Annotated in this window: 14 protein-coding genes; 1 reads left to right on the forward strand and 13 read right to left on the reverse strand. The window is 48.4% G+C overall.

Annotated features, from left to right (window positions below; translation table 11 throughout):
- Positions 1-62 precede the first annotated feature (62 nt).
- The 6 genes from ccsB to KNO68_RS05125 all read right to left on the reverse strand — a co-directional run bounded on the left by ccsB (position 63) and on the right by KNO68_RS05125 (position 5,630).
- A complete protein-coding gene (gene ccsB, locus KNO68_RS05100) occupies positions 63-1,247 on the reverse strand; it encodes a c-type cytochrome biogenesis protein CcsB (RefSeq protein WP_215112171.1) in 1,185 nt (394 codons plus the stop codon).
- Entirely contained in the window at positions 1,247-2,791 is a 1,545-nt protein-coding gene (gene resB / locus KNO68_RS05105; RefSeq protein ID WP_215112172.1) for a cytochrome c biogenesis protein ResB, read from the reverse strand. The genes ccsB and resB overlap by 1 nt, the downstream gene beginning before the upstream one ends.
- 19 nt (positions 2,792-2,810) lie before the next feature.
- Positions 2,811-3,392 (reverse strand): thiol-disulfide oxidoreductase ResA, encoded by a 582-nt coding sequence (resA, locus tag KNO68_RS05110; protein ID WP_214730584.1) that lies wholly within the window; start codon positions 3,390-3,392, stop codon positions 2,811-2,813.
- 136 nt (positions 3,393-3,528) lie between these two features.
- Positions 3,529-4,287 carry a pseudouridine synthase gene (locus tag KNO68_RS05115; protein ID WP_012726494.1) on the reverse strand — a complete coding sequence of 253 codons (759 nt, stop codon included), beginning with the start codon at positions 4,285-4,287 and terminating at the stop codon, positions 3,529-3,531.
- Positions 4,288-4,291: 4 nt separating this feature from the next.
- Positions 4,292-4,885, reverse strand: coding sequence for an SMC-Scp complex subunit ScpB (gene scpB / locus KNO68_RS05120; protein ID WP_041917904.1), 594 nt, complete (start codon positions 4,883-4,885; stop codon positions 4,292-4,294).
- Positions 4,863-5,630, reverse strand: a complete 768-nt coding sequence (locus KNO68_RS05125; RefSeq protein ID WP_215112386.1) for a segregation/condensation protein A — start codon at positions 5,628-5,630, stop codon at positions 4,863-4,865. Before KNO68_RS05125 ends, scpB begins: the two co-directional genes overlap by 23 nt.
- Before the next feature lie 83 nt (positions 5,631-5,713).
- Here KNO68_RS05125 and KNO68_RS05130 point away from each other — a divergent pair, with 83 nt between their 5' ends.
- The gene (locus KNO68_RS05130) at positions 5,714-6,181 is read left to right on the forward strand and encodes a DUF309 domain-containing protein (protein ID WP_215112173.1); all 468 of its coding nucleotides are present in this window, start codon (positions 5,714-5,716) and stop codon (positions 6,179-6,181) included.
- 31 nt (positions 6,182-6,212) lie between these two features.
- Here the strand turns inward: KNO68_RS05130 and KNO68_RS05135 are convergent, their stop codons facing one another.
- The 7 genes from KNO68_RS05135 to xerD all read right to left on the reverse strand — a co-directional run bounded on the left by KNO68_RS05135 (position 6,213) and on the right by xerD (position 11,810).
- Positions 6,213-6,491 carry a hypothetical protein gene (locus tag KNO68_RS05135; protein WP_215112174.1) on the reverse strand — a complete coding sequence of 93 codons (279 nt, stop codon included), beginning with the start codon at positions 6,489-6,491 and terminating at the stop codon, positions 6,213-6,215.
- Between the two features lie 91 nt (positions 6,492-6,582).
- Complete coding sequence (locus KNO68_RS05140) at positions 6,583-6,939, reverse strand: GCN5 family acetyltransferase (RefSeq protein WP_215112175.1); 357 nt, start codon at positions 6,937-6,939, stop codon at positions 6,583-6,585.
- Positions 6,940-7,028: 89 nt separating this feature from the next.
- The gene (locus KNO68_RS05145; RefSeq protein ID WP_074033238.1) at positions 7,029-7,469 is read right to left on the reverse strand and encodes a peptidylprolyl isomerase; all 441 of its coding nucleotides are present in this window, start codon (positions 7,467-7,469) and stop codon (positions 7,029-7,031) included.
- A gap of 114 nt (positions 7,470-7,583) precedes the next feature.
- Complete coding sequence (locus KNO68_RS05150; RefSeq protein ID WP_215112176.1) at positions 7,584-8,885, reverse strand: pyrimidine-nucleoside phosphorylase; 1,302 nt, start codon at positions 8,883-8,885, stop codon at positions 7,584-7,586.
- Between the two features lie 27 nt (positions 8,886-8,912).
- Positions 8,913-9,722 (reverse strand): purine-nucleoside phosphorylase, encoded by an 810-nt coding sequence (locus tag KNO68_RS05155; protein ID WP_215112177.1) that lies wholly within the window; start codon positions 9,720-9,722, stop codon positions 8,913-8,915.
- A 13-nt stretch (positions 9,723-9,735) separates the two neighbouring features.
- Positions 9,736-10,902, reverse strand: coding sequence for a phosphopentomutase (gene deoB, locus KNO68_RS05160; RefSeq protein WP_215112178.1), 1,167 nt, complete (start codon positions 10,900-10,902; stop codon positions 9,736-9,738).
- A 23-nt stretch (positions 10,903-10,925) separates the two neighbouring features.
- Entirely contained in the window at positions 10,926-11,810 is an 885-nt protein-coding gene (gene xerD, locus KNO68_RS05165) for a site-specific tyrosine recombinase XerD (RefSeq protein ID WP_214686909.1), read from the reverse strand.
- Positions 11,811-12,000 lie beyond the last annotated feature (190 nt).

Raw genomic sequence — 12,000 nt, forward strand, 5'->3', positions numbered from 1 at the left:
CTTCACAACGATGATTTGATGGACCAAATGAAAAAGAAGTCACAATTGTGACTTCTTTTACGTCAGGCATATGAATGCAGACCGGCAATGACCAGGTTGACGAAGACGAGGTTGAACATGATGACAGCAAATCCACCAACACATAACCAGGCCGCTTTCGTCCCTGTCCAGCCACGCTGAATGCGCATATGCAAGTAGTAAATATAAATCAGCATCGTGATGAGAGCCCAAACTTCTTTCGGGTCCCATCCCCAGAAACGGTTCCAGGCAATCTGTGCCCAAATCATCGCAAAGATCAGACCACCAAGGATAAAGACCGGTAATCCAATCGCGACCGAGCGATAGCTGATTTCATCAGCAAGGTCGAGATCGACTTTTTTCGCAAGGGGTTGGAGCGCTTCAGCGACGCGTTTACGCAAGATGACAAAGCGGAGCAACACATAGATTACAATTCCGCCGATGACCGACCAGATGAGCGTGTTCAACTTGAGTGTATTGATCCAGTTCGGGAGTTCGAGTGACAAGCCACTCGCGCCAGATAAGAGTTGTGCCCCTTCTGGGACGAACAAGATCGGCATGAAATATTCATACGTCTCCGCTTGACCGCGATCGTTCGTGAACTCGACGACACCTCCGGCACCGATCCCCTTGAATAACATCGAGACGATGATGAAGCCGAGCGTGCACATGAGGACAAACATCGTCACTTCGAGCCACGTCCGTGACTTAGACTGTTCTTTCATCGATGTTTCGTTCAATAAGAAAATGAGGCCCGATGCAAAACTAATGGCCAAAATCCCTTGTCCGAGCGCAGCCGTCGTAACGTGAATTTTCAACCATACACTGTTGAGTGCCGGGATGAGCGGTGCGACCTCACTTGAGAACATTGAGGCGAAGGCGATGACGAGTAACGCCACCGGCATTGCGAACAAGCCGAGTACATCATTTTTATAAATTCCATATACGACGAGGAACCCAAGTACCATCATCATACCGAAGAACGTCGTATATTCGTACAAGTTTGACACCGGCGCATAGCCGACAGCTGCCCAGCGCATAAAGAAATATGTCATTTGAGCGACAAAGCCGATGATTGCCAAGATAAAGGCGTATTTCCCATAGGCAACACGGTTGACGTTTCGATCTTTACGCATACCGCTGACGGCAATCGTAAAGAGAACCGTCGAGATTGCGTAAAGGAAGAACGCGATAAACAGCATTCGGCTGCTCCATTCAATCCATTCCATCAAGATTCCCCTCTTTCATCTGTTAACTCGTTCTCCGACTTCTCTGTGAATCTCGCCTGGTCTTCCCACATCGGTAAACCACTTTGTTCTAATAGCGGCGACACTTCACGACGGAGCGAGGACGGGTTTTTATTCGTAAAACCGGCGACAAGCACCCCTTCTTCATGACGACGGATCCAAACACGACGGTGTGGCCAGTACATGCCCATCGCAATACCGATCATAAAGATCGTAGCACCGACAATCAAAATCGGATAGGTGGAGTCACTCTTCACACGTAACCCACTCGTGCTCGCCATCTCTGTACCTGCAAACTGGATATCGTAGCGGTTCTCTTCATCAGCAACATTCAGACGAATGCCGATCAAATTCGACTCCGTTTCTCCTTCAGGTGATTCAACGTTGAAGAAGAAGGCAGGATTCAGTGCACGTGGAGATTTCGTATTCGGTTGCCCATCTTTCACTTCAAAGTCTGGATACAAATCTTTCAATGTGACGGTGACCCCATCGAGCTCATAAGACTTCTCCGGATTCTCCAAATCAACTTTGAACGGACCATATTCGTCGCCGGTTTCTTTATCTGCCAACATGAACGACATCGACAAGAACTCTGGACGACTTGAATATTGTTCCTGATACACTTCAAATTTATCGAACTTAAACGGGTGGTTGACTTTCGTCGAACCGACATCGACTTGTTCGAGTTGCGGCGATCCGTCCTCGTTCGTTCCCGTCTTTTTGAATAACGTCAACTCTGTCTCATAATTTTTCGGAACGGCTCCTGCTTTTTCAATGGCGGCCGCAAACTTCGCGTCCTCTTCATTGTTCTCAGGGTCGTACAATTCAAGAATGAACTGGTCGTTCCGTAAGTAGTACTCGCCGTCAGTCGCCTCTAGCGACACCGTTTCGCCTTCACGCACCCATTCGAGCGTATCCGTATGGAATGCAGGGAACACTCGCAGCATCGCCCCTAGGAAGAAGATGACAAGTCCGAGGTGGTTGACGTACGGACCCCAACGACCAAACCGGTGTTTCTCTGCTAACAGAGCATCGCCGTCCCGTTTGACGGTATATCGTTTCTTTTTAAGTGCGACTGCGATCTCGTCAATTTGAGCCTCCGTCCCATCACCTTGTCCGAAGAGACGTTGCCCCTTCATAAAACGTTCTGTCCGTCTGACCGGTTGTTTTTTAAGCGCCTTATAGAGCGGAACCCCACGGTCAATCGACACGACGACGAGTGAGAGCGTCAACATGACAATTAGACCGATGTACCACCACGATGTGTATAGGTTATGGAATCCGAGGGCGTAATAAATAGAACCCGGTGTTCCATACTCCTCCATATAATATTGCTCAGGCGGTAATTGTTGTGGGATGTACATCTCTTGAGGAAAGATTGTTCCGATTGCCGAACCGACAATAATCAATGCAATTAACCACAACCCCACTTTGACCGATGCAAAGAAGTTCCACACACGGTCAATGATCGATTTCGGACGACGCTTCGACCGCAAATCAGCGCCTTCGTATTTCATATCTAGCATCTGTGCGTCCCCCGTTCGCTTACAATGACTTCTCGGCTAGCTCCATCAATTTCTCTTTCGTGAGTTCACCTTCATACTTTTCAATTACGTTCCCTTCACCATCGATGACGAATGTGACGGGTAGGTTATAAATGCCATACGCTCCCTCGACTTCGCTCTGGGTATCCATCAAAATCGGATAGTCGAGCCCGACACCAAGGTCGTTGATGAAATTATCGACACGAAGCGGTGTCTCTCCGACGTTCACGGCCCAAAAATCGACACCCATGTCTTGAAGTGTCGCATAGTTTTCTTGTACGACCGGCATCTCTTTCTTACACGGTTCACAGAACGTACCCCAGAAGTTCAAGAGCATCCCTTTCCCTTCATAGTTGTCTCGCTCATACAAGGTCGAACCGTCGAGTGTGACGAGCTTGAAGTTCGGTGCCTCGTCGCCCGCCTCGATGCGTCCATCGTTACCCGCTTGGTCGAATGTTTGCATGATCGTAACCGCTCCCGCGAAGAGAACGACCGTCATGATCATCATCCGCCAAAATGACCTCTTTTTCTTTTTTGCGACCGCTTGTTCCATCCGGTCGTTTTTTTGTTGATCTTTTGTCATCGTTTTCACACCATCCTTCAGTTGCTATTGTACTGAAAAAACATTAAAAACGCACATTAACAGACTTTTTTCATTTTTTTGTCACACAATTTACACAATCAAAAAAATCATCCTATTTCAGGACGATTTTTTGTTGTTATTTTTTCTTCTTTTTGCCTCGTGGTTTCGGTGGAACGGTAGGGTTCGCAAGTTCCCGAAGCTTACTGATTTCTTTATGTGAAAGTTCACGCCAGTCGCCGGTATTGAGACCGTCGAGCGTCAAGAAACCGAACTGTTCACGCTTCAGTTTGATGACCTCTGAACCAATGGCTTCCACCATCCGACGGATTTGACGATTGTGACCTTCCGAGATGACGATTTCGAGGATGGCTGTGTTCTTCTTCTGGTCTACAGATTTCATCTTCACTTTCGCACTTCCCGTTTTGAATCCGTCATCGAGTTCGACACCAGACTCAAGCTGTTTGATGGCCAAGTAAGATGGGATGTTCTTCACTTTTGCCACATAGCGCTTTTGAATTTTATATTTCGGGTGTGTCATCATGTTCGAGAACTCACCATCGTTCGTCAAGATGATGAGACCCGTCGTGTTGTAGTCAAGACGACCGACCGGGAATACCCGTGCTCCTGGTGGGACGAGGTCTGTGATGACTTTACGTCCTTTGTCGTCATCGACCGTCGATACGTAGCCACTCGGTTTATAAAGCAAATAGTAGACGTGCTCTTCTTGTTCGATTTTGACGCCATCGACTTCAATCTCTGACTTCGGTCCAACTTTCGTCCCGAGTTCACGGACGACTTTTCCGTTCACGCGGACGCGACCATCCAATATCATTTCTTCCGCTTTCCGACGCGAGGCGACCCCCGCTTGTGCGATTACTTTTTGCAAACGTTCCATATGATTAATCCTTCTCCAATCTTTCTTCTTGCTTCGGTGATTCTTGACCGAAGAACAAATCGCCTTCGTCTGTCAGTTCATCCTCAAATGTTAATGGTGGCAATTCTTCGAGCGAGTTGAACCCGAAATGGTCGAGGAAGTGCTCTGTCGTACGATACAGCTTGGCACGACCAATCGTCTTCGCGCGGCCAGCCGATTCGATCAATCCTTTTGATAACAACGTATGGATGACCCGTTCGACTTTGACCCCGCGAATCTCTTCGATATCCGCTCGTGTGACCGGCTGTTTGTAGGCGATGATAACAAGCGTCTCCATCGCTGCACGTGAGAGCGCCTGCTCTGCCATCGTCCCGACATATTTCTGAATGTACGGGGAGACGTCCGGAACGGTCACGAGTTTGTAGACACCTGCCGATTCCATGAGCTGAAACGGTCGGTTCGATGACTTGAACGATGCCTCCAGCTTACTGAGCTGTTCTCGTGCCGCAGCTTCTGAGATATCGAGCGTCTCGGCGAGCGCGCGTACTTCCATCCCTTCATCACCGACGACGAACAGCAATCCTTCAATAATCGTCTCATAAGACAGCAACCGCTTCATCCCCTTTCTTTGACGCTTCAATGAATGAGATTTGAATATCTTGGTCGAGTTGTTTTGTTACGACGATCCGTAGCTTGATCAGCTCAAGAAGCGCCATAAACGTCACGACGAGATCCGAGACGTTCGGTCGCTCAACAAAAAAGGCGAAAAACGATGTTTGTCTCGTCGACGATACGTGTTCATGAAGACGCGTCATCTGCTCTTCAAGCGTACGCTCTTCCCGCTTGATCGTCTTTTTGCGTCGTTCTTTCCAACGTTTCCGTTCAATCATCTTCGAATAGGCGTGGAGAAGATCCGAGAAGTTGAGTGGTCCGTCATACTTAGACACCTCTTCAGACATATAAGTCGTCAAATCTTCACCCGGTCGCGTATACAATTCAAGCCGGTGTTCTTCTTGTTCACGCATGAAGACGACCGCTTCTTTATATGCTTTGTATTCAATCAATTGACGAATGAGACCTTCACGCGTCGGTTCCTCACTGAAGTCTGGAACCTCTTCATCCTCGACCGAAACTGGCGGTAACAATTGTTTGCTCTTCAATTGGAGCAGCGTCGCCGCCATGACCAAGTATTCACTGGCCACATCGAGTTCAAATTTTTGCATCGTGCGAATATAGCCGACATACTGGTCAGTGACTTCTGCCACGGAAATGTCGACGATATCAATCTCCATTTTTCCAATCAAATGGAGCAACAGGTCGAGTGGACCTTCGAACGTATCAATTTTAACGTTATAGGCTTCCATAGAGACACCTGCCATTTTACATTTTTGCGCTTTAGTATAACATGTTTTATAACACCGTGGACACGAAAGGAGAAAATTGATTCATGACCCCTTTTATTCATTATACGTTGCTTTTTGAATGTCATGCCGATTATTTCGAATGTCATGAGGTATTAGAAGAGGCGTGGCAGGCAAACGGACGTCGTCATCACGGCTATGCGGCACTCATCCAATACGCCGTCATCCACTATCATTTACGACGAGACAATCTCATCGGCGCGAAAAAGAGCTTGCGACTCTTACGCCAAAAGATCGACATCGCTTCCCCTTATTTAAATGAACTCGGTCTTGACGTCGACTCCTTCGTCGCGCAACTTGATGAATGGCCGCTTCGCGCGAAGCTCCCATTACAACAGAATGTTCGTGACACGGTCGAATCATTGAAATCGACGTTTCCTGCAACGGACCTGTCGTTCGAGGAACTCGTTCATAAGCATCTTCACCGTGATCGGAGTGAGGTCATCACGGAACGAGAGCTGGCACTTTTAAAAAGGCAACGTGCAAGAAGTTGACGTCAAGATTTAAGAAGTCTCCTTTTCATGATCAATGATGATTTTTTAACTTCTTAAACGCCATCACCCAACTCTCGAGATCGCTCCGATCATGTAAATATTCAGAAGGGGTTTCAAGTAAATCCATGCCAACTATCGTTTGTAAGCAGGACCAAACCACCTCGTCAGAAGCTGTCCAATCAAATCCATCTATATTTTCATACTGTTCCATCCACTGTTGTGCCCAATCAGAGATTTCTTCTCGCGTTCGTTCTTGCCTGAGCACTTGCTCCAATCGATTGATCAGTTCATCGATTGTTACTCGATTCATGAATCCACCTCATTTAAAGGGTTTGTGATTTACTCCATGCAATATGTAAAACCCCCGTAGTCACAATCGTGATTACGGGGGGTTTTTATCGTCAGACGACTAATTGATTCCATTTATCCAATAAATCGCCCGTCTTGCCTGTACCGGTTAGCGTCAAATCAAGTGGAAGGACGTTTCTCACCTCGTCTAGAAGCTCGTAAGAACGTTTCTCGCCACGGAATGATGGCGACAAGGCGATATGGTCGATGACCATTCTCGTCCCTTGTTGCTCCATACCAATGATACCAACGAAGTCTTCACCGACTTTCCACAAATAGAGGAACTTCGATTCCTCCTCGTCATACGATCGGACGAGTTCAAGCAAGCTTAGCGGTGATTTGTCACTGCATGAGAATGCGAGTAGACCCATCGCCGTCTTTTCATAAGAACGTTTATATTTGACCAGCATCGCTGGGTTCACCACCTTTAGTCATTCAAGTTTCACGATGTGAAGACGTGAGAGACATGGTTCATTGTGCCATACCCTTCAGGCAAAAATCAATTCTCGTCCCAAACCTTCACTTCTGCCATCTTCGTTCCTTGACGAAGTTTGACGGCATGTTCAAGACCAGATGTCACTTTACCGAAAACTGTATGGACGCCATCCAAATGCGGTTGTGGCTCATGGACGATGAAGAACTGTGAAGACCCTGTGTTACGTCCTGCGTGTGCCATCGAGAGTGATCCCGCTTCGTGTTTGTGTGGGAATGAAGTCGATGTCTCACATGGAATCGTATAACCAGCGCCACCCATTCCAGTACCATCCGGGCAACCGCCTTGGCTGACGAATCCAGGAATGACACGGTGGAATGTTAATCCGTTGTAGAACCCGCTGTTCGCAAGTTTTTCGAAGTTTTCGACCGTGATCGGTGCCTCGTTGTGGAATAAATCAAATTCAATCATTTCGCCATTTTCAAGTTTCATAGAACCTTTTTTCATGTTTCAAGCAACCCCTTTTTCATAATATGTATCCTGTTGTTTGACACTCACATTACCCATCTTATCAAAAAAACACGTCTGTCTCCACTTTTTTGTGGAAACAGACGTTCTGCCTTATTGAATCACTGCGTGAACGAGTGGACGTGCCTCTGGTTTCGTTGCACCGATCGTATACGCATGGTCTAAACGTTCGACAGCCGAAGACATGTCTTCCATGTTCGAGCGGAGCACAGCAATCACATCGCCCGCCTCGACACGGTCGCCAACTTTCTTCTCGAGCGTAATGCCCGCCGCGAAGTCGATCTTGTCTTCTTTTGTCGCGCGCCCTGCACCGAGAAGCATCGCTGCGACACCGACTTCGTCTGCGATGATCGACTCAACATAACCTGCTTCTTTTGCGACGAATGTCGTCTCGTATGAAGCTTGTGGTAATTTCGTCACGTCATCGACGAGTGATGCGTCGCCACCTTGCGCTTCGACGAACTTACGGAACACCTCGAGGGCGTGACCGTCAGCAATTCGTTTTTCAAGGTCTGCATATGCTTCGTCAAACGTTGGATAGAAATCACCAAGGACAGCCATATGACCTGCAATCGTGAGCGCGATTGTTTTCAAATCTTCGACTTCTTTACCTGAAAGAACTTCAATTGCTTCTTTTACTTCGTTCGCGTTTCCGATTTCAAAGCCGAGCGGTTGGTCCATGTCTGTGATGACAGCGACCGTCTTACGACCGACGTTCTTCCCGATTGCGACCATCTCTTCCGCGAGGGCTTTCGCATCATCAAACGATTTCATGAACGCGCCAGAACCTGTCTTGACGTCAAGAACGATACTGTCCGCTCCAGCTGCAATCTTCTTCGACATGATTGAACTTGCGATGAGCGGGATCGATTCGACCGTAGCCGTGACGTCGCGGAGCGCGTACAAGCGCTTATCCGCAGGCGTCAAGTTCCCTGTCTGCCCGATGATCGACATTTTGATATCGTTTACTTGTTTCGTGAACTGCTCTTCCGTCAATTCTACGTTGAACCCTGGGAATGATTCGAGCTTATCGATCGTACCACCTGTGTGACCGAGACCGCGACCACTCATCTTCGCGACGGGGATGCCGATCGACGCGACGAGTGGTGCCACGATCAAGCTGATCTTGTCCCCGACGCCGCCCGTTGAGTGCTTGTCGACTTTTTTCCCTTCGATGTTGGAAAGATCGATTGTATCTCCCGACTTTACCATTTCCATCGTCAAGGCAGCCGTCTCGTTTTCAGTCATCCCGTTGAAGTAGATGGCCATCGATAAGGCCGACATTTGATAGTCAGGGATTGATTCGTTCGTGAAACCTTCGACAACGAAGCGAATCTCCTCTTCGTTCAATTCTCCACCGTTACGTTTCTTTAAAATCAAATCGACCATACGCATAACTGTCGTCCTCCTAAATTAAGTTACTTACATGCTTTTAATCGTGCCACGTACGAGAGAGAGGAAGTCTTGACGAACGCGCTCTGTCGTTTCGATGACTTCTTCATGGTTGAGTGGTTGATCTAAAATCCCAGCCGCCATGTTTGAGACACACGAAATCCCGAGGACACGCATATCCGAATGACGCGCGACGATGACTTCTGGAACGGTCGACATCCCGACGACGTCTCCCCCAAGAAGACGGGCCATTTTGACTTCAGCCGGTGTTTCGTAGGTAGGACCTGTGTTTCCGAAGTAAACCCCTTTCTGTACAGAAAGTCCAAGGTCTGACGCGACGCGTTCGGTCAATTTCACGAGCTCTTTATCGTACGCTTCTGACATGTCAGGGAAACGTGTTCCGAATTCACTCGCGTTCTTACCGATGAGCGGGCTCGTACCGAAGAAGTTGATATGATCTGTGATGATCATCAAGTCGCCTGGGTTGAATGACTCGTTACACGCTCCTGCCGCGTTTGTGACGATGAGAGTCTCGACACCGATCAATTTAAGGACACGTACAGGGAACGTCACTTGTTCCATCGAGTATCCTTCATAGAAGTGGAACCGTCCTTGCATGGCGACGACTCGTTTCCCTTCGAGCTCACCGAACACGAGTTGACCCGCATGTCCTTCGACAGTCGATACCGGGAAGTGTGGAATCTCCTCATAAGGAATCGCTACCGGGTTCTCAATCTCGTCCGCGAGGACTCCAAGTCCCGAACCTAGAATGAGTCCGATTTCTGGTGTACCGCCCATACGCTCCTGCAAAAACGCTTTTGTTTCGTTCCAATTTACCATGAATATTGCCTCCTCAAATTTCGTTTAAGAAACTCTTTCCGTGTGATGGTGCCGCGACGTCAAAGTTGTCAGCGACGGTCGCCCCGATGTCCGCGAATGTTCCGCGAATACCCAAATCGACTGCCTTCGCTCCCTTGTGATGAACGATGAGCGGAACGTATTCACGCGTGTGGTCTGTCCCAGCATGAACAGGATCATTTCCGTGGTCAGCCGTGATGATGAGTAGGTCATCTTCACGAAGACGCTCCATCACTTCCGGTAGGCGAGCGTCGTACTCTTCAAGCGCGACCGCATAGCCTTCCGGGTCACGGCGATGACCGAATAATGCGTCGAAGTCAACTAAATTCAAGAAGCAGAGTCCTTCGAAATCTTCCTCGAGCGACTCGACCAATTTGTCCATGCCGTCCATGTTCGATTTCGTGCGGACCGCTTTTGTCACGCCTTCACCATCGTATATGTCGCTGATCTTCCCTAATGCGATGACGTCTTTCCCAGCTTCCTCGAGCGTGTTCATGACGGTCTTGCCGAATGGTTTCAGTGCGTAGTCGTGACGGTTCGCCGTACGTACCCATGCTCCTGGTGTCCCAAGGAACGGGCGAGCAATGATTCGTCCGAGCATGTACGGGTCTTCACGTGTGATTTCACGTGCGTATTCGCAGATGCGATACAATTCATCAATCGGCACAATCTCTTCGTGTGCTGCGATTTGAAGGACTGAATCCGCTGATGTATAGACAATCAATGCGCCCGTCTCGACATGTTCTTCACCGAGTTCATCCAAGATGGCCGTACCTGATGCCGGCTTATTTCCGATGATTTTTCGACCACTGAACTCTTCTAGACGATGAATCAAATCGTCCGGGAACTCTTCAAAGACACGGAACGGCGTCTCGATATGAAGACCCATGATTTCCCAGTGCCCTGTCATCGTGTCTTTACCAGCCGAAATTTCTTCCATACGACCATACGCGCTCGGCGTCTCCGACACGTCGATTCCTTGAATCGGTTTAATGTTCGCGAGTCCGAGTTTCCCCATGTTCGGCATGTGCAATCCGTTATGTTCACGAGCGATATGTCCGAGCGTATCCGCCCCTTTGTCACCGAACTGTTCAGCATCCGGTGCTTCACCGATACCGACCGAGTCCATGACCACTAAAAAAATACGTTTAAACTTCTTCACAAAAAATTCCTCCTTTTCAATGTCTAGGCACGAGGGTGATGCTTGCGATACACATCATGTAGACGCGACTTATTGACGTGTGTATACACTTGCGTCGTCGCTAAATCCGCATGACCGAGCATTTGTTGAATGGCACGTAAGTCTGCGCCGTTCTCGAGTAAGTGTGTCGCAAAGGAATGACGGAGAACGTGAGGTGTGATCTCCTTATCAATTCCGGCAAGCTTGGCACGTCGTTTGATCATCTTCCAAAATCCTTGACGACTGAGCCGTCCTCCTCGGCCGTTTAAAAAGAGCGCTTCGGTCTCTCTGCCGCCAAGTCCGTTACGAGCTTGTTGAATATATCGCTCAACAAACCCTTGCGCGACCGACGAAACCGGAATGATTCGTGCGCGCTCGCCTTTCCCTTCACATTGTAGATACCCCAATTCGAACTGCAAATCATCCAAATCAAGACCTAAAAGTTCACTGACCCGCATTCCGGTCCCGTATAGCAACTCGAGCATCGCACGGTCCCGTAGTGAGAGCGGGTCGGATGTCGGGACGCTATCTAAGAGACGCTCGACTTCCTGTTGCGACCACGTGTCCGGAAGTTGCTTTTCTGCTTTCGGTGTCTCTAGATACAGAGATGGATCGGTTGTCGTGACCCCCGTCATTTTGAGATGATGATGGAACATCCGGATTGAACTGACAGCTCGTCTCAAAGAGGACGAAGCACGTCCCGCCTGTGACAGTTCTTCGATATGCTTTACGATATGAGAACGTGTCACGTCGTTCCAATCTTCCACGCCCAACTGGTTTAAGGTCGATGCGTATTGCGTCAAATCGCTCGCATACGCCTGTCTCGTGTTGGCGGACATCCGCTTTTCAACCGTCATGTACTGAAGAAATGACTCGATATGCGAACGCATCATACCCTCCTCCTTCCTCGTTTCACCTGAATACGCTTACAGCATATCATTTATGTAAACCGTTGTGAAGATGTCTGACCTCATTTTTTATTCACTTTTTTGTGAACGTTTACGTGTCGAAGATACATCTCAGAATTCTTATTTTTCTGGCATGTTTAAATGAAAAGCGATATACTACAAGCGACTTAAA

Origin of the sequence: Exiguobacterium sp. s75 (assembly GCF_018617145.1) — a bacterium.
Lineage (GTDB): Bacteria > Bacillota > Bacilli > Exiguobacteriales > Exiguobacteriaceae > Exiguobacterium > Exiguobacterium profundum.

Coding starts and splice junctions, on each gene's coding strand:
- ccsB (WP_215112171.1), bottom strand. CDS start 1,247: ATGGAATGGATTGAATGGAGCAGCCGAATGCTGTTTATCGCGTTCTTC.
- resB (WP_215112172.1), bottom strand. CDS start 2,791: ATGCTAGATATGAAATACGAAGGCGCTGATTTGCGGTCGAAGCGTCGT.
- KNO68_RS05150 (WP_215112176.1), bottom strand. CDS start 8,885: ATGCGTATGGTCGATTTGATTTTAAAGAAACGTAACGGTGGAGAATTG.
- scpB (WP_041917904.1), bottom strand. CDS start 4,885: ATGAAGCGGTTGCTGTCTTATGAGACGATTATTGAAGGATTGCTGTTC.
- KNO68_RS05125 (WP_215112386.1), bottom strand. CDS start 5,630: ATGGAAGCCTATAACGTTAAAATTGATACGTTCGAAGGTCCACTCGAC.
- resA (WP_214730584.1), bottom strand. CDS start 3,392: ATGACAAAAGATCAACAAAAAAACGACCGGATGGAACAAGCGGTCGCA.
- KNO68_RS05140 (WP_215112175.1), bottom strand. CDS start 6,939: ATGCTGGTCAAATATAAACGTTCTTATGAAAAGACGGCGATGGGTCTA.
- KNO68_RS05115 (WP_012726494.1), bottom strand. CDS start 4,287: ATGGAACGTTTGCAAAAAGTAATCGCACAAGCGGGGGTCGCCTCGCGT.
- KNO68_RS05135 (WP_215112174.1), bottom strand. CDS start 6,491: ATGAATCGAGTAACAATCGATGAACTGATCAATCGATTGGAGCAAGTG.
- KNO68_RS05155 (WP_215112177.1), bottom strand. CDS start 9,722: ATGGTAAATTGGAACGAAACAAAAGCGTTTTTGCAGGAGCGTATGGGC.
- KNO68_RS05130 (WP_215112173.1), top strand. CDS start 5,714: ATGACCCCTTTTATTCATTATACGTTGCTTTTTGAATGTCATGCCGAT.
- xerD (WP_214686909.1), bottom strand. CDS start 11,810: ATGCGTTCGCATATCGAGTCATTTCTTCAGTACATGACGGTTGAAAAG.
- KNO68_RS05145 (WP_074033238.1), bottom strand. CDS start 7,469: ATGAAAAAAGGTTCTATGAAACTTGAAAATGGCGAAATGATTGAATTT.